Genomic DNA, 17,133 nt, shown 5'->3' with positions numbered 1-17,133 from the left:
GACACCGTGAACTACGAGCACATTTTCGACCAGGCGATCGAGCGCCTTCACTCCGAAGGGCGCTACCGCGTCTTCATCGACATCCTGCGCAACAAGGGCGCCTATCCGAACGCGCGGTGCTTCGCCGGCCACAACGGGCCGAAGCCGATTACCGTGTGGTGCTCGAACGACTATCTCGCCATGGGCCAGCACCCCAAGGTGATCGAAGCCATGGAAGAGGCGCTGCACGACGTCGGCGCGGGCTCGGGCGGCACCCGCAACATCGGCGGCAACACGCACTATCATGTGGATCTGGAGGCCGAACTCGCCGACCTGCACGGCAAGCAGGGCGCGCTGCTGTTCACCTCGGGCTACGTCTCGAACGATGCCACGCTGTCCACGCTGGCCAAGCTGCTGCCGGGCTGCGTGATCTTCTCGGACGAGTTGAACCACGCGAGCATGATCGCGGGCATCCGCAACTCCGGCTGCGAAAAGAAGGTCTGGCGCCACAACGACCTCGAACACCTCGAGGAACTGCTGGCAGAAACCGACCCGAACCTGCCCAAGCTGATCGCCTTCGAGTCGGTCTACTCGATGGACGGCGACGTCGCACCGATCCACGCGATCTGCGATCTGGCGGAAAAGTACAACGCCCTCACCTACATCGACGAGGTCCACGCAGTCGGCATGTACGGCCCGCGCGGCGGCGGCATCTCCGATCGTGACGAAGCCGCTCACCGCATCGACATCATAGAAGGTACGCTGGGCAAGGCTTTCGGCGTGATGGGCGGCTATATCGCCACCAACACCAAGATCATCGACTGCATCCGCTCCTACGCGCCGGGGTTCATCTTCACGACCTCGCTCTCGCCGGTGCTGGTCGCGGGCGTGCTCGCCTCGGTGCGCCACCTCAAGAGTTCCAGTGTCGAGCGTGAGGGTCAGCAGCGCTCCGCCGCGATGATGAAGCAGATGTTCCGCGATGCGGGCCTGCCGGTGATGGACTCGGTCACGCACATCGTCCCGCTCATGGTCGGCGATCCGGTGCGGGCCAAGCAGATCAGCGACATCCTGCTCGCCGAGTACGGCGCCTACGTGCAGCCGATCAATTTCCCGACAGTGCCGCGCGGCACCGAGCGCCTGCGCTTCACCCCCGGCCCTGCGCATACCGAAGAGATGATGCGCGAACTGACCGAGGCTCTGGTGGAAATCTGGGACCGGCTGGAGATGCGCCTGGCCGCGTAAATCGCGCTGCACGCTTTAGCGATTGCAAGATATTCTATCGGGAAAGGGCTTCCGCACGTTGCGGAGGGCCTTTTTTCTCGTGCGCGGCGTTCCCAAGTGCACGAACGTTGCGGCGCTTCCCTGCGCGCTCCTCCTCGCAACGACATGACCAGAGGACCATCCATGGCAAAGCTCTTCGAGCCCCTCACTCTCGGCGACATCACGCTCGCCAACCGCATCGTCATCGCCCCCATGTGCCAGTATTCCGCAGAGGATGGCCGCATGACCGACTGGCACGTCCAGCACCTCGGCCAGCTTGCCCAGTCGGGTGCCGCGATCCTGACGATCGAAGCCACCGCCGTCCTTCCCGAAGGGCGCATCTCCTACGGCGACGTGGGCCTGTGGGACGACGCGACCGAGGAAGCCATGGACAAAGTCCTGAAAAGCGTCCGCCGCTGGTCGGACATGCCTATCGCTATTCAGCTTGCCCACGCCGGTCGCAAGGCCAGCACGGCAAAGCCGTGGGACGGCGGCGCCCAGATCGCGCCGGACGCGCTCAACGGCTGGCAGACGGTCTCCGCCTCCGATCTGCCCTTCGGGGAGCATGAAAATGCGCCGGTTGCGCTGGACAGCGCCGGGCTCGCCCGCGTCCGCAATGCCTTCGCCGAGGCTGCGCATCGCGCTGCCCGTCTGGGTATCGACGCCATCCAGATCCACGCCGCCCACGGTTACCTGCTGCACCAGTTCCTTTCGCCGCTCTCCAATACCCGCACGGATGACTACGGCGGCAGTCTGGAAAACCGCATGCGCTTCCCGCTGGAGGTCTACGACGCGGTGCGTGCCGCATTTCCCGCCGACAAGCCGGTGACCGTGCGCCTCTCCGGCACAGACTGGGTCGAAGGCGGCTGGGACATCGAACAGACCATCGCCTTCGCCAGGGCACTGGAAGCACGCGGCGCCTCGGCTATCCACGTATCCAGCGGTGGACTCCACCCTGCGCAGCAAATCCCGGTCGGCCCCAATTACCAGGTGCCGCTGGCGCGCGCGGTGAAACAGGCGGTATCGATCCCCGTGATCGCCGTCGGCCTCATTACCGAGCCGGAACAGGCGGAGGCGATCGTCGCCACTGGCGACGCCGACATGATCGGGCTTGCGCGCACTGTACTCTATGATCCCCGCTGGCCATGGCATGCCACTGCCGCGCTCGGCGCGAAGATCTCCGTCGCGCCGCAGTTCCTGCGCAGCCAGCCGCGCGCCTACAAGGACCTGTTCGTCAGCGCCTGAGGAACAGCGTGTCGCCGCCGGCCCGCTTCGCCACGTCGAAGCCGGACGGCGGCGGCAGGTTCGCCGGGATGCTTCCCGAGACCCACACGGCGTCGAAATGGTCGCCACGCAGGGCTTCCATCTTCGTGCGCAGTGCATCAAGATCGGGCCGGTTCTGCGGGCAGAGCGGTGGCACGTCCTGTGTCCCCCCAGCCCAGCGCTGCGACAGAATCGGGTCACGGATGGTCATCAGCTTGGCGTTATCGACCATGAACAGCGTGTTGACGTAGGCATCCCTGCGCGTGAGGGCATAGCTGCCCAGCTTTTCATCCGGCACCAGCCGCCAGGGAAAGCCGCAATCCGGCGCCGTCCACAAGTAGCCGAGGCGGGCACCGCGAGGCACCGCATCCAGCAACGTCAGCCGCTGCTCCAGAATACGTCCATGCGCAGTCCAGTCGCGCGTCACTGTCGCCACCCGCACGAAGAACAGGGCGATCCCAGCGCACGCGATCAGTCGCTCCCTTTCGGGCCGGGCGCTTGGCGTGATCGCCAGGACGAGGACCAGCAGCGCGACGGGAGCCGTGCGCAGATCGGTGCCCCATGCATTGAGGATCGTCGTGGGCGCCGCCACCGTTGCGAGCACCAGCAGGATGCCGCTGACAAGCAGACGCCGCTCCAGCCTGCGCCCCGAAGCCCAAAGTAACGCAATACCGCCGACACAGGCGATGGCGGCCAGCAGGCCAAGGTCCACCAGCTTTTCCGTGCCCCGCAGCACGCTCGCAAACACCACGATCTTGGTGTTCAGGAAGTCGACATAGGCTAGCCCACTCCCCTGCCCCGCCGCTTCCGACCGCCACAGCAGCAGCGGCACCACCGGAACAAGCAGCACGAGGTTGCGCCGGATGGCAGGCCAGACATCGCGCCAGCCCTTGAGCGCGCCCAGTTCGTTACCCGCAGCGAGAATCAGCAGGATGACCCAACTGGCCATATGCGCCGTCCAGACGACAAGCGCCGCGATTGCCAGCACCGCCTGCGCGCGCCCGCTCACGCGCGGCCGCGTGTAGAGCCAAGCCGCGACCAGCAGCGCCAGGCAGACGCCCATGCAGTAGTTGAGAAAACCCCACATCCACGCTTGGTGCATGGCGAAAGGCAGTGCGATGAAGGCGCTGGCGCTTACCCGCCCATGGGCCGCACGCGAAAGCTGGAACAGCCCCATGACCATCAGTGGGGCGAGCAAGGCGCCGACCGCCAGTGTCGCCCGCTCGCTTCCCAGCAGCGGCGTCAGCAGCACGGAGGGCAGGTCCGCCCCAAGATTGGCGATCCACTGCCAGTGCACCGCGAACATCCGCGCCAGCACCGGATCGGTCGAGATGTTCGCCAGCACGTGATGGCGCGCCATGTGCGAGGGCATATCGACAAAGCCAGGCACCGGCGCCAGCAGCACCGGCAGGAACGCAAGCGCCACCATCGCAGGCATGAGCAGGCGCCATTTCGGGATCGGCAGGCGGTCTTCGTGGTTCGGCATCGCTGCCCTCTAACCGGGCGAGAGTTAAAATCACCCCAACCACCCGCACAAACGAAAGCCCCCGGAACGGCTGTCCCGGGGGCCTCTCGTTATTATCGTACTCGAAGCGTCAGATCAGCGGAGAGAGACGACGTTGTCCGAAACGCGCGGGTCCTTGCGGCCGGTGTAGAGGCTCGCCATCGGCTCGTCCTGGGCAAGGACGACCTCGCCGCCGCCGAAGCCGTTGAACGCGGTGCGCATCGCCGCGCCGTAAGCGCCCAGCATGCCCACTTCGATCCAGTCGCCCGCCTTGATGTCGGCGGGGAGCAGGAACGGCCCTTCCATGAAGTCGGCATCGTCGCAGGTCGGGCCGTAGAAGGAGAACTCCTTCAGTTCCGACGAACGCTCGCCATCCATGGCGATGGCCTTGACCGGGAAACGCCAGGCGACGTGGGCCGCGTCGTAAAGCGCGCCGTAGGCACCGTCGTTGATGTACAGTTCGTCACCGCGGCGCTTCTCGACCTTGACGATCAGCGAGTTGTACTCGGCCGACAGCGCGCGGCCGGGCTCGCACCACAGCTCTGCGTTGTAGGCAATCGGCAGCGCCTCGAAGTGGCGGTGGATGATCGCGAAGTAGTCCTCCAGCGGCGGCGGTTCCATGCCCGGGTACGACGAAGGGAAGCCCCCGCCGACGTCGACCATGTCGATGACCACGCCGGCAGCCGCAATGGCCGCACGGGCGCGCTCGAGCGCCTGCACGTAGGCGAAGGGCGTCATCGCCTGCGAACCGACATGGAAGCACACGCCCAGCCAGTCAGCGACCTGGCGCGTGGCCTGCAGCAGTTCGCCCGCATCGGCGACGTCGATGCCGAACTTCGAGGCGAGGCTCAGCTCGGAATACTCGGACGACACGCGCAGACGCACGCAGAGGCGCAGGTCGGCGGCGGCGTTACCTTCGGCATCGGTGGTCGCTTCGACGATCTTCTCGACTTCCTCGAGGGTGTCGAGGCTGAAGGTGCGTACACCGTGCTGGAAGTAGGCTTCGCGGATCGCGCTGGCGGTCTTGACCGGGTGCATGAAGCACAGGGTCGCGTCCGGCAGCACGCCGCGCACCATGCGCACCTCGGTGATCGAGGCGACGTCGTAATGCGTTATGCCGTTGTCCCAGAGAATCTGGACGAGATCGGGCGACGGGTTCGCCTTCACCGCATAGAGCGACTTGCCCGGAAACTTCGTGGCGAAGAATCGGGCAGCGCGCGCCGCAGCATGCGGGCGGTTCAGAATGACTGGTTCGTCAGGCGCGAGGGTGCGCGCTACGGCCGGTGCGTCGAGGAATGCGTGCAACTCAAGGGACCCCCAAACGGTGTGTTAACGACAAGAGCTGCCTTGCGGTTTGGAAGTCCCCATGGGGCAGCGAGGGGCGGGATATAAGGCTCAGGACATGAATCGCAAGTGAAAAACGGGGACTTTCACAAAAACGTCATCTACCCAAACACCTGTGCCGAACCGGGCGCGCGATCTCGGGAAATTTCGTTTCTCTGCAGCGGCTTGCATTGATCCACTCCATTGCAGTGTGATGACGACCCGGTGACAGTCGGGTCGTTCGCGTCATCGTTTGCAACGCGGCAAGGCGCAGGATCGGTCCCCAACGATTCGCGTTAACGGGATTGGCTGCATCATGGGCGCGGCGGGTGGATGGTGCTTCGCACACACCCGCTCCTTTCATGCTTAATGGCCGTATTCGGATACCTCCGGGGATCAGCTCAGGCGGCTACGGAAGTCCTCGTAATCGAACCGGCGCACGCATTCGAGCGAGTCGGTTTCCGAGTCCCACAGCCAGATCGAGGGCAGCGGCACGCCATTGAACGTCGTCGTCTTGACCATAGAGTAATGCGCCTGGTCGAGGAACGCGAAGCGCTGTCCGGCCTCGGGATCGGCAGGCAGGACATAATCGCCGATGACGTCGCCCGCGAGACACGACGGGCCGCCGAGACGTATGGCTTCTGCTTCATCCTCACCGCGTTCGCCGAGCATGGCGGGGCGATACGGCGCCTCGATCACGTCGGGCATGTGGCAGGTGGCGGAAATGTCGACGATCGCCACCGGCATGCCGTTCCAGCCCACATCGAGGACGGTGCCCACGAGAATCCCGGCGTCCAGCGCCACCGCCTCGCCCGGCTCGATGTAGATTTCGGCGCCGGTATCCTCGGCCATGTCGGCGAGGAATTCGATCAGTTCCTCGCGCTGGTAATCCGCGCGGGTGACGTGGTGGCCGCCGCCGATGTTGATCCACTTGAGCTGGCCGAAGAACGGTTCGAGGAAGTCGAACACCTTTTCCCAGGTGCGGGCCAGCGGCTCGAAGTCCTGCTCGCACAAGTTGTGGAAGTGGATGCCGTCGATCAGTTCGACATGGTCCTCGGTCAACTGGTCTATCGGGAAGCCAAGACGCGAATGCGGGGCGCTCGGATCGTACTTGGGTACTTCGCCTTCGGGGTGCAGCGGGTTAACGCGCAGGCCGATATCGAAGCTCTCACCGCGCGCGCGGGCGCCTTCGATGAAGGGCCAGAAACGCTCGATCTGGGCGGGCGAGTTGAAGATGACGTGGTCCGAAAGGCGCAGGATCTCGTCCATGTCCTCGGCCTTGTAGGCCGCGCAGTACGTCGCGATCTCGCCGTCGTAAAACTCGGAGGCGAGGCGCGCTTCCCACAGGCCCGAGGTACAGACGCCGTCGAGGTATTCGCCGACGATCGGCGCGGTGGACCACATCGAGAAGGCCTTCAGCGCCGATAGCACCTTGGCGCCCGACTGCTCGCCGATCTCGCTCAGGATGCGCAGGTTCGAACGCAGCTTCGCGGCATCGACCACGAATGCGGGGCTGTCGACGCGCGACAGGTCGAAGTTCGCGAAAGCGCCCGGATCGCCAGCTCTGGTTTCCATGATGCTTAGTCCCAAGTCAGCCCAGCGGGCCTTTGAAGATGAACCACGCCCCTGCCCCGACAAGGCAGAAGCCGACGATCTCGTTCCAGCCCGGTTTCTGCCCGAACAGCGCCCAGGCCACGAGCACGAAGCCCAGCAGCGAGAACGCCTCCTGCATGACCTTGAGCTGGCCGAGCGAATAGGCGGAACTGCCGATCCGGTTGGCTGGAACGGCGAGGCAATACTCGAAGAATGCGATGCCCCAGCTCATCGCGATCGCCACCCACAGCGCCTTTCCGGGCACCTTGAGGTGGAGATACCACGCCGTGTTCATGAACAAGTTGGAGCCCGCCAGCAAAGCCACGGGCGCGACGAAGGACCAGTTCATGCCGCTCAGTCGACGCAGATCGCATAGGCGGACTTGCCGTCCTTGATCTCCGCATAGCAGCCGAACAGGCGATCATCGGCCTGGCATTGCCCACTCGCCGCCTTGTCCGGCGCTACCGAGCCCGCGCTGCCCACGCACTTGCCCTCGCACTGCGCTGAATCGGTGCACTGCCTGCCCGCGTCCGCGTAAGCATGCACGCACATCTCCATGCCGAGCATCCCGCGCCGCTGCACCGTGCCGCCGCCGGAGGTGCAGGCCGCCTTGTCCGCCGCGCTCATGTCGCGCGCGTAGGACTGGTCGCCTGCAGGCTCGGCGGGACCGGTCGGCGCCGTGGGCGTGACCGGCCCGGGTTGGGGCGCTTCGGCCGGGGTGCAGCCACCCAGTGCCAGCGCACCCAGCGCGGTCAGGAACAAGAGGCGCGAGCGGCAGCCCATCAGAACGGAAGCGGTTCCGACAGCTCTTCCACGGTCCACGGCAGGCCGTGCTTGTTGAGCATGTCCATGAAGGGATCGGGGTCGAACTGCTCCATGTTGAACACGCCCTCACCCGACCATGCACCCGTCACGACCATGGCCGCGCCGATCATCGCGGGCACGCCAGTGGTGTAGCTGACGGCCTGGTTGCCGGTCTCGGCATAGGCGTCTTCGTGGTCGCAGATGTTCTTGATGTAGAACGTCTTTTCTCCCGAACCGTCGAGCGCTTCGCCGGTCGCGATGTCGCCGATGTTGGTCTTGCCCTTGGTCGTGGGACCAAGCGATGCAGGCTCGGGAAGGACCGCCTTCAGGAACTGCAGCGGCACGATCTCGACGCCGTTGTAGATCACCGGGTCGATGCGGGTCATGCCCACGTTCTGCAGCACGGTGAGGTGCTGGATATAGGCATCGCCGAAGGTCATCCAGAAGCGGCCACGCTCCATTTCCGGCAGGAATTTCGCAAGGCTTTCAAGCTCTTCGTGGTACATCATGTACATGTTCTTGGGGCCGACGCCCTCGAAGTCGAAGCTCACCTTCTTGGCCATCGCCGGGGTTTCGACGAAGTCGCCGTTCTCCCAGTGGCGGGCCGGCGCGGTGACTTCGCGGATGTTGATCTCCGGGTTGAAGTTCGTCGCGAAGGCCTGGCCATGGTCGCCGCCGTTGCAGTCGAGGATGTCGAGCGTGCGGATGGTCTTCAGTTTATGCTTCTTGAGCCACATCGCGAAGACGCTGGTGACGCCCGGGTCGAAGCCCGAACCGAGCAGCGCCATCAGGCCTGCTTCCTTGAAGCGCTCCTGGTAAGCCCACTGCCAGTGGTACTCGAACTTGGCCACGTCCTTGGGCTCGTAGTTCGCGGTGTCCATGTAGTGCGTGCCGGTTGCGAGGCAGGCATCCATGATCGCAAGGTCTTGATAAGGCAGGGCAAGATTGACCACCAGCTTCGGACCGATCTCGCGGATCAGCGCCGAGGTCGCCGCCACGTCGTCGGCGTCGATGGCGTAAGTGCCGATCGTCACGCCGGTGCGCGCCTTGACCGATTCCGCGATCGCCTCGCACTTCGAGACCGTGCGGCTGGCGAGATGAATGTCCGAGAAGATGTCGGGATTCATCGCCATCTTGTGGACCGCGACCGATCCGACGCCGCCCGCGCCGATCACCAGAACCTTGCTCATCAACCTGTCTCCATTGCGGCATCAAGGCCACGGGGGGCCAATCGAAAGCGCGCCATATAGGGCCATTCTGTGACAACTCAACTGCCCCGCACACAACGGCACTCAACGGCACCCAAACGCACCCTAGCGACACACAGCGTGGCCGCAACACCGCACGAGCCGCCCCAAAGTGTCACAAACCGCCTTCAACCCGTCATCACCCGGTCACCGCACGGTGTCATCCGCGCCGCATCCCTACGAAGGAGCCGACGCCGTGCCCACTCCCCGTCCGAACCTCATCGAGAACGCGGTCGTCCGCGACGAAGCATCGCGCAAGAGCAAGCTGCTCGACAAGGCCTTCGCGATGGCCTTCAAGGGCCTCGTCTACGCACAGATCTGGGAGGACCCGGTCGCCGACATGGCGGCGATGGAGATCACGCCGGACAATCGCATCATCACCATCGCCAGCGGCGGCTGCAACGCGCTGTCGTATCTGACGGCGGACCCGGCGGGCATCACCGTGGTGGATCTCAACACCGCGCACATCGCGCTCAACAACCTGAAGCACGCCGCCGTGCGCCACCTCAGCCATGCCGAAGTGCGCCGCTTCATCGCAGAGGCCGACCGCGCCGAGAACATCGCGCTCTACCGCGAGAAGCTGGCCCCGCATCTCGATGAGGCGACGCGCCGCTACTGGGAAGGCCGCGACCTCGTCGGCCGCCGCCGCATCGGCGCCTTCACGCGCGGGGTCTATCGCCACGGGCTGCTCGGCGGCTTCATCGGCGCGGCGCACGTCATCGCCAGGCTCCACAAGGTGAACCCCGCCGAAATCCTCGACGCCGAGTCCATGGAAGAACAGCGCCGCATCTTCGACGAGCGCTTCGCCCCGGTGTTCGAGCGCCGCTTCGTGCGCTGGCTGACCAAGCACCCCGCCTCGCTGTTCGGCCTCGGCATCCCGCCCGCCCAGTACGACGCGCTGGCCGGCGGTCAGTCGATGGCGGACGTGCTGCGCGGCCGCCTGGAGAAGCTGGCCTGCCACTTCCCGGTCAACGACAACTACTTTGCCTGGCAGGCGTTCTCGCGCGGATACGGCAAGGGCACCGAAGCCCCCCTGCCTCCGTACCTCCAGGAAGCCAACCTGCCGCAAGTGCGCGAGCGGCTCGACCGCCTCGACCTGCGCCACGCCAATTTCACGCACGTCCTGATGGCGGCGGACAACGCCAGCTACGATCGCTACGTCCTGCTCGATGCGCAGGACTGGATGACCGACACCCAGCTCACCGAACTGTGGACCGAGATCACCCGCACCGCGAAGCCCGGCGCCCGCGTGCTGTTCCGCACCGCCGCCGAACCCTCGCTGCTTCCCGGCCGCGTGCCCGATGCGATCCTCGACCGCTGGGACTATCGCGTCGAGCAGTCGCAGACGGCGACGCTCGCCGATCGCTCGTCGATCTATGGCGGCGTCCACCTCTACGTGCTGAAGGGCTGAACCGATGGCGAGCCCCCCGATCACCCATGCCCCTGACCACGCCGCACTGATGGATCGCATCTATCGCTGGCAGCGACCGATCTACGACCTGACGCGCAAGTACTACCTGTTCGGCCGCGATCGACTGATCAACGAACTGGACGCCAAGCCCGGCATGGCCGTGCTGGAAATCGGCTGCGGCACCGGCCGCAACCTGGCAATGGTCGGGCGGACTTGGCGGGGCGTGAAGCTGTTCGGCCTCGACATCTCCAGCGAGATGCTGCGCAGCGCGAGGAAGACGCTGGGCGGCAACGGCACGCTGGCGCTGGGCGATGCGACCCGGTTCGACGCCGGAGCGCTGCTGGGCCGCGCCGGCTTCGAGCGGGTGATGCTGTCCTACGCCGTCTCGATGATCCCGGACTGGCAGGCCGCGCTATCGCAGGCCGCCGCCACGCTCGCGCCGCGCGGCGCCCTGCACGTCGTCGACTTCGGCGACTGCTCCGGCCTCCCCTCGCCGCTGCGCAAGGCCCTGCTGGGATGGCTGGCGAAGTTCCATGTCACCCCGCGCCTCGAACTCGGCGACGTCGCGGCACATGTCGCGCACGAGCAGGGACTGACGCTGGAACACCGACGCGGACCTTTCGGCTACTACCAGATGGTGCGGCTTTCGCGCCCTTGAGCCGAGTCGAAGAAACACCGGACCACCTCCCCGACGCCGGACCTGTTTACGCAGTGCAGGCAAGACGGTATATTTTGCCGGGCGCGGCCCAGCGACTGTTATCAAATAGTCATGTCGCAGATGCTTCACAGACATGAAACTGTCATAATTCCGCAATAATGGGCATCCTCCACCTTGGGGAGGGGAAGTACCGAATGCGCTCGATCGTCACTGGACTTTGCACGCCTGCCGCGCTGCTCGCTGCGGCTCCGGCCTGCGCGTCAGAGGATGAACAACTCTGGGTCGGCAGCACCGTCACCGTGAAGCTGGATGACAAGTGGCGCTTTTCACAGGACGTGATCGGCCGCTTCAGCAACGACCGCGACGGGCTTTACGAAATCGAATCCAACTCCCTCATCGGTTACAAGGTGGCTGACAAGGTGACCGTCTGGGTCGGCTACACGCACAATCCGAACTACAATGCGGGACACTTCACGGTGATGGAGCACCGCGGCCGCCAGCAGATCACGCTCGACAACATCGTGAAGATCGGTCCCGGTCAACTCAGCGCGAGGCTGCGTGTCGAGGAGCGCTGGCGCGAAGGCATCGGTGGAACTGCCTATCGGTTGCGGCCCTACGTCAAGTATGTGCTGCCGTTCCGGGAAGGCGGCAAGACCGCGCTCGTGCTCAGCCACGAAAGCTTCATCGATCTCAACAGGACCAACTTCCAGCGCGTCCAGGGCGAGGAGCGGATGCGCAACATGGTTGCCGTGACGACGCCGGTGGCGAAGAACCTGAACCTCGAGGTCGGCTACCTCCACCAGCATGGCTTCCGTCCCGACGCCGACGACAGCAACGACAACGTGGCCTCTGTGTCGCTGGGATTCAATTTCTGAAACGACCGGCGGAGCGCGGCGCTTGCCCATACGCAGCGAGTGCCGGGCAGGGCCGGAAGTCCGGCTTTGGGTTGGGGAGCCGCCGATCCAGAAACAGAACCGTCATCCCGGCGAAGGCCGGGACCGTCGTGACCATGACGAGCCCCAGCGGCAAGGCATTGCCAACTTCATCCCGGCCTCGCCGAGAAGCCGCGTGATGGTCAGAGCGGTCCCAGCCTTCGCTGGAATGACGACGATGTTTGGGCGGCAGCTATGGAGCGCAAGCCGCCGCCCCAGGTCCCTCCTCCGCCCCCGGGACTTGCACGCATCGCGCTGGCGGCTAACACCCGCGCCATGACCCAGCGCACCCCCACGCCCGAAGGCATCGCCCTCGCCGCCCGCAAGGTGGCCGAAATCCTCCCCCGCACGCCCCTTCTCCCGCTCGAGGTCGATGGCCGCACGATCTGGTGCAAGGCCGAAAGCCTGCAGCCGGTCGGCGCCTTCAAGATTCGCGGCGCCTGGCACCGCCTCACCGCGCTCACGCCGGAGGAACGCGCGCGCGGCGTCGTCGGCGTGTCGAGCGGCAACCATGCGCAGGGCGTGGCTTGGGCCGCGCGGCGGCTGGGCATCAGGGCGGCGATCGTCATGCCGGTCGACGCGCCGCAGGTGAAGCTTGCCAACACCCGCGCGCTGGGCGCCGAAGTCGTGCTCTACGACCGCCCCGGCGGCGAGGATCGCGACGAGGTATCGCGCCGCCTGTGCACCGAACGCGGTGCCACTCTCGTCCACGCCTATGCCGACCCGTGGATCATCGAAGGCCAGGGCAGCACCGGCATCGAAATCACCGCGCAACTGGCCGAGCAGGGACTGCCCGGCCCCGATCTGCTCGTCGCGCCCTGCGGTGGCGGCGGCCTGACGGCGGGGCTCGCCCTCGCCTGCCCCGACGCGCGGATCGTGCCGGTTGAACCCGAGGGTTGGGACGACGTGTGCCGCAGCCTCGAAACCGGAACCATCCAGCGCGTCGGTCCGGATGCGCCGCCTACGCCTTGCGATGCGCTGCAGACGCCCGGAACCTGGCCGATCAACTTCGCGATCCTGCAGGCGCGCTGCCCGTTCGGCGTGGTGGCGACGCCTGCCGAAGTGCGCGCGGCGCAGCGACTGGCCTTCGCGAAGCTGCGCCTCGTCCTGGAGCCCGGCGGCGCGGCCGCCCTCGCCGCCGTGCTGGCCGGCAAGGTCGAACCCGGAGAGCGCACCGCCGTGATCCTCTCAGGCGGGAACACCGACGCGGCGGCTTTCGCACAGGTGCTGGTGTCCCGGGATTGAACGCCGGGTCCCACAAACTCCCGATGGAACCAGTGGCGATTGCGCGATATATTCCCCGGACAAAGACAATAAACTTCGGGAGTATCGCGCGGTGGGCAAGGGAATCCCCGTCCACGCCCTGAAGCCGTTCAAGATCGTCTTCATCGGCGTGGAACTGTTCTTCATATGCATCACGCTGGCGGCGCTGGCGGACGTGGTCCTGGGTGAGAACTGGGGGCTGGGATGGAGCGTCTTCTTCATCGGCTTCATCGCCAGTGCCTGGGGTGCGGTCGCCTACCCCGTGTTCTGCGGATGCTGCGGCTGGGATCGGGAAGCCGGTTGATGCCCCCCGGTTGATGCCCCCGGTTGATGAAGGCGCGCCATAGCTGCTAATGCGGCCGCATGGATTTCGACGACCAGCTGCGCCGCTACTTCGCGACCGAAGACCTCTCCACCGTCACCCCCGCCGCGATCGAGGCCGGGGTGGAGCGGATGAAGGTCGATTTCGGCATGGAGCAGGACAAGGGCCGACGCTTCGCGCTCTGGACCTTCATGTACATTCTCGGCTCGGCGCCCGACCTCGACGTCGCGTTCAAGACCGAGGACGAGCGCAATGCCGCGCGCGATTTCATGGACATGATGGCGCAGTTCGGCGCGGATTAGTCCCGCACGAAGTAGCTTGCCAGTTCGACATGGGTGGACCACCGGAACTGGCCGACCGGACGCAGCTCCACCAGCCGGAAGCCCGCTTCGATCAGCCGCGCCGCATCGCGCGACCAGCTTGACGGGTTGCAGCTGACATAGACCACGCGGCCGACTGTGGAATCGGCGATGCACTCCACCTGCTCGCGCGCACCGGCGCGCGGCGGGTCGAGCACGACGGCGGCGAAACGGCTCAACTCGTCGGGCTGGAGCGGGTTGCGGAACAGGTCGCGGTGGACGCTGAACACCGGCAGCTGTGCGCGGTCGGCGCCCGCCTTGCAGGCGAAGTGCACGTCGCGCGCGGCCTCGGCCGCCAGCACCTTGGTTTCCGGTCCGGCCAGCGCGAAGGCGAACGTCCCGAGGCCCGAGAACAGGTCGGCCACCGTGGGTGCGCCTGCCAGCCATTCGCGCGCCGCCCCTACCAGCGCCTCCTCGCCATCGAGCGTCGCCTGCAGGAACGTGCCCGGCGGGAACGGCACTTTCACACCGCCCCCCGCTTTCTGGCCGAGAGTGACGGTGACCGGCACCGGCTCCCAGACTGTCTCGAAGCCATAGCCGCCGTCCATCGTCAGGCGCGCCAGCTTGTGCTCGCGCGCGAAGTCCAGCATCGCCTCGGTGGCCGCAAGGCCCTCGGCGGTCAGGCCCTTGACGCCCAGGTCGATGCCCTGGTCCACCAGCGTCATCTCGATGTCGGCGGCCATGCGGGCCTGCTGCTTGCCGGGGACCGGCTTGCCGTGGCGCCCCTTCTTCGCCGGAGCCGCCTTGCCCATGGTGATGAGCAGCTTGCGCAAGGGACCGAGCAGCGCGACGATCTCGGGCACCAGGACCGGGCATTCCTCCAGTTCCACGAGCCGGTGCGACTTCGCCTCGCGGAACCCGATCACCACGCGCCCGCCCGAGCTTTCCGCCCGCAGCGATGCGCGGCGGCGGGAGTGCGGTGGCGAAAGGTGCGGCGCGGCGAGCAGCTCGGCACCCAGCTCCTGCGATGCCGAGGCATTGGCGACGCGGCCCTCGACGAAGGCGGTCAGGCTCTCCTCGTCCAGCTGCTGCAACTGGCACCCGCCGCAGCGACCGAAGTGGCGGCACGGCGGCTCGACGTGATGCGGCCCCCATTCGAGCGTGTCGTCGGCATGCAGCGTGTCGCCGGGCGCGGCGCCCCAGGCGAAGCGGCCGGACGCGGTGACGCCGTCGCCCTTGGAGGCGATGCGCAGGATTTCCTCGGATTCGGTCATGGTGCTCGCGCGTATGCCCACCCCCAGCCCCTGCCGCAAGCGGGAGGGGAGGAATTGAGGGCCAGCGCGCCCTGCCCGCTTGCCGGAAAGGCCGTGGAAGGGCCTTTCCTACAAGCACCCTGCCAGAGCCAGTGGCACTGCCGCCGCCAGTTGCCCTGCGGTAAACGCAGGCGGGCACAACCGCGCCGCCTCGCCGTGAAGCCACACCCCTTCGCAGGCCGCCGCGAAAGCCTCGACCCCGGTGGCCAGGCGGCTGGCGATCAGCCCCGCCAGCACGTCGCCGGTCCCGGCGGTGGAAAGCCAAGAACTTGCACGAGAGGCGCAGGCGATGCGACCGTCCGGCGCCGCGACCACCGTGTCCGGCCCCTTCGCCACGATCACCATCCCGCTTGCGACGGCCAGCGCCAGCGCCCTGTCGGGCCGGGTGCCCGCGCCATCGAGTGCGAATGCCCGCTCCAGCGCGACCAGTTCGCCCTCATGCGGGGTGGCGATCACCGGAGCGGCGCGCTCGGCAAGATGACGCGGGGCGAGCAATACCAACGCATCGGCATCGACCACCACCGGCACCGAATCCGCCAGCGCCACGGACAGCCGCTCGCGCGCGGCGGCATCGCGGCCGAGCCCCGGGCCGACCAGCACCGCCGTATTGCGATCGTCGGCCAGCACCTCGCTCAACGCGCCCTGATCGACCACGAGGTCGGCGGGCACGTTGCGCTTGCTCTCGGCAAAGAGCTTCACATAGCCCGCACCCGCGCCCTGTGCCGCGATCCCGGCGAGCACCGCCGCGCCCGGCATCGCTCCGCCGACGACAGCCAGCAACCCGCGCCGGTACTTGTGGGCATCGGCTGCCGGGGCTTGCACTTGCGGCCGGCAGATCGCCCGGGCGGCTCCCGCGACGGCGCCTGCACCGATGGACACACGCTGCAACCGCCCCATGCGGGCGCTGGCGGGCATCAGGTAATGCGCGAATTTCCAGGCGCCGAGCGCGATCGTCAGATCGTAGTCGGGCAGCCCCTCGCCCAGCACCATGCCGGAGTCGGACTGCACCCCGCTCGGCAGGTCCACCGCCACGCGGCGCGGGTGCGTTGCGGCGAGGCGCGTCAGCAAGGCAGCATGGTCCTGCGACAGCGGCCGGGTCAGCCCGGTGCCGAAGAGGCAGTCGACCAGCACTTCCCCGCCGATCCCGGCATCCGGCCCGAGCACCTCGCCGCCGAACAGGGCGCGGGCATTGCAGCAGGCGTCGGTGGCGGGCTCGCTCGCGGCGACAGCGACGACATGACCGCCCCGCTCGCGGATCGCCTCGGCAATGACGTAGCCGTCGCCGCCATTGTTGCCCGGGCCGCACAGAACCGTGACCCGGTGGCGACCGGCCATGCGCCAGATCCACTCGGCCGCGCCCCGTCCTGCGACCTGCATCAGTGCATCGACGCTGGAGCCAGCGTCGATCAGCGCCTGCTCTGCCTCCCGCATCTGGGTGGCGCTGAGGATCTGGCTATCGCGGGGCATCGTTCTTCACCGTAGCTGGAAAAAGATAGCGGTCAGTGCCGACCGAGACGTCGAGCCGCTCGCCGGCAAGACGGACCTTCGGCGGGGCCGCGCTGTCGATGGTCGTCACCCCTGTGCCGTCCCGCGTCACGGCGAAGCGGCGATAGGCCCCGTCCGGATGATGGACCACCAGCGTCAGCGCGCCGTCCCTCTCGACCCGCTCCACCGTGCAGGCTGGCCTGAGTTCCGGCTCGCCGCCGACGGCGCAGTCGATGTGCTCGCGCGCCAGGGCGACAGGGGACGGCTCCTCGCTACCCGAACAGGCGGCGAGCAGGAGGCAGGCAAGCGGCGCGAGCTTGACGGGCATGGTAAAGGTCATAGCCCCGCAAACGCGCGAGGCAAGATGAGGCTGCGACACTTCGGCAAGCCCAAGGCAAGCGGAAGTTGCGTAAACTTTCCGAACCCGCTCAGGCCGAGCTTGTCGAAGCCCCTCGTCGCACGCCGAAATGTGGGCTG

17 protein-coding genes are annotated in these 17,133 nt (G+C 66.7%); 8 read left to right on the top strand and 9 right to left on the bottom strand.

Going from position 1 to position 17,133, the window contains the following annotated elements; translation table 11 throughout:
* The first annotated feature begins 6 nt into the window (after positions 1-6).
* Positions 7-1,221 (top strand): 5-aminolevulinate synthase, encoded by a 1,215-nt coding sequence (gene hemA / locus ACODRZ_RS17860; RefSeq protein ID WP_488972222.1) that lies wholly within the window; start codon positions 7-9, stop codon positions 1,219-1,221.
* A gap of 162 nt (positions 1,222-1,383) precedes the next feature.
* Complete coding sequence (locus tag ACODRZ_RS17855) at positions 1,384-2,484, top strand: NADH:flavin oxidoreductase/NADH oxidase (protein WP_488972190.1); 1,101 nt, start codon at positions 1,384-1,386, stop codon at positions 2,482-2,484.
* Here the strand turns inward: ACODRZ_RS17855 and ACODRZ_RS17850 are convergent.
* The 6 genes from ACODRZ_RS17850 to ACODRZ_RS17825 all read right to left on the bottom strand — a co-directional run bounded on the left by ACODRZ_RS17850 (position 2,474) and on the right by ACODRZ_RS17825 (position 8,916).
* Positions 2,474-3,988 (bottom strand): hypothetical protein, encoded by a 1,515-nt coding sequence (locus ACODRZ_RS17850; RefSeq protein ID WP_488972189.1) that lies wholly within the window; start codon positions 3,986-3,988, stop codon positions 2,474-2,476. The genes ACODRZ_RS17855 and ACODRZ_RS17850 overlap by 11 nt on opposite strands.
* A gap of 114 nt (positions 3,989-4,102) precedes the next feature.
* Complete coding sequence (locus ACODRZ_RS17845) at positions 4,103-5,311, bottom strand: type III PLP-dependent enzyme (RefSeq protein ID WP_488972188.1); 1,209 nt, start codon at positions 5,309-5,311, stop codon at positions 4,103-4,105.
* A gap of 414 nt (positions 5,312-5,725) precedes the next feature.
* Positions 5,726-6,904 carry a carboxynorspermidine decarboxylase gene (locus ACODRZ_RS17840; protein ID WP_488972187.1) on the bottom strand — a complete coding sequence of 393 codons (1,179 nt, stop codon included), beginning with the start codon at positions 6,902-6,904 and terminating at the stop codon, positions 5,726-5,728.
* Positions 6,905-6,920: 16 nt separating this feature from the next.
* On the bottom strand, positions 6,921-7,271 hold the full coding sequence (locus ACODRZ_RS17835) for a DMT family protein (protein ID WP_008828838.1): 351 nt from the start codon (positions 7,269-7,271) through the stop codon (positions 6,921-6,923).
* A gap of 5 nt (positions 7,272-7,276) precedes the next feature.
* Positions 7,277-7,705 carry a hypothetical protein gene (locus tag ACODRZ_RS17830; protein WP_488972186.1) on the bottom strand — a complete coding sequence of 143 codons (429 nt, stop codon included), beginning with the start codon at positions 7,703-7,705 and terminating at the stop codon, positions 7,277-7,279.
* Complete coding sequence (locus tag ACODRZ_RS17825) at positions 7,705-8,916, bottom strand: saccharopine dehydrogenase family protein (RefSeq protein WP_008828840.1); 1,212 nt, start codon at positions 8,914-8,916, stop codon at positions 7,705-7,707. Before ACODRZ_RS17825 ends, ACODRZ_RS17830 begins: the two co-directional genes overlap by 1 nt.
* A 253-nt stretch (positions 8,917-9,169) precedes the next feature.
* Between ACODRZ_RS17825 and ACODRZ_RS17820 the strand changes: the two genes are divergently transcribed.
* The 6 genes from ACODRZ_RS17820 (at position 9,170) to ACODRZ_RS17795 (ending at position 13,861) form a co-directional block, all read left to right on the top strand.
* Positions 9,170-10,384 carry a BtaA family protein gene (locus tag ACODRZ_RS17820; RefSeq protein WP_488972185.1) on the top strand — a complete coding sequence of 405 codons (1,215 nt, stop codon included), beginning with the start codon at positions 9,170-9,172 and terminating at the stop codon, positions 10,382-10,384.
* Between the two features lie 4 nt (positions 10,385-10,388).
* Positions 10,389-11,042 (top strand): class I SAM-dependent methyltransferase, encoded by a 654-nt coding sequence (locus tag ACODRZ_RS17815; protein ID WP_488972184.1) that lies wholly within the window; start codon positions 10,389-10,391, stop codon positions 11,040-11,042.
* 194 nt (positions 11,043-11,236) lie between these two features.
* Positions 11,237-11,917 carry a DUF2490 domain-containing protein gene (locus ACODRZ_RS17810; RefSeq protein ID WP_488972183.1) on the top strand — a complete coding sequence of 227 codons (681 nt, stop codon included), beginning with the start codon at positions 11,237-11,239 and terminating at the stop codon, positions 11,915-11,917.
* A 333-nt stretch (positions 11,918-12,250) separates the two neighbouring features.
* Positions 12,251-13,219, top strand: a complete 969-nt coding sequence (locus tag ACODRZ_RS17805) for a threonine ammonia-lyase (protein ID WP_488972182.1) — start codon at positions 12,251-12,253, stop codon at positions 13,217-13,219.
* 91 nt (positions 13,220-13,310) lie between these two features.
* Entirely contained in the window at positions 13,311-13,541 is a 231-nt protein-coding gene (locus ACODRZ_RS17800) for a hypothetical protein (RefSeq protein WP_488972181.1), read from the top strand.
* A gap of 59 nt (positions 13,542-13,600) precedes the next feature.
* Entirely contained in the window at positions 13,601-13,861 is a 261-nt protein-coding gene (locus ACODRZ_RS17795) for a hypothetical protein (protein ID WP_488972180.1), read from the top strand.
* On the opposite strand, the gene ACODRZ_RS17790 is transcribed toward ACODRZ_RS17795, so the two are convergent.
* The 3 genes from ACODRZ_RS17790 to ACODRZ_RS17780 form a co-directional block, all read right to left on the bottom strand.
* Positions 13,858-15,132: a class I SAM-dependent RNA methyltransferase gene (locus ACODRZ_RS17790; RefSeq protein WP_488972179.1), complete on the bottom strand. Its 1,275-nt coding sequence runs from the start codon at positions 15,130-15,132 to the stop codon at positions 13,858-13,860. The genes ACODRZ_RS17795 and ACODRZ_RS17790 overlap by 4 nt on opposite strands.
* Positions 15,133-15,240: 108 nt before the next feature.
* A complete protein-coding gene (locus tag ACODRZ_RS17785; protein ID WP_488972178.1) occupies positions 15,241-16,638 on the bottom strand; it encodes an NAD(P)H-hydrate epimerase in 1,398 nt (465 codons plus the stop codon).
* On the bottom strand, positions 16,625-16,984 hold the full coding sequence (locus tag ACODRZ_RS17780) for a hypothetical protein (RefSeq protein WP_488972177.1): 360 nt from the start codon (positions 16,982-16,984) through the stop codon (positions 16,625-16,627). Before ACODRZ_RS17780 ends, ACODRZ_RS17785 begins: the two co-directional genes overlap by 14 nt.
* Between the last annotated feature and the right edge of the window lie 149 nt (positions 16,985-17,133).

The sequence above is a fragment of the Novosphingobium sp. FG90 genome (genome assembly GCF_057808725.1).
This window is presented reverse-complemented; position numbering and strand designations above follow the sequence as displayed.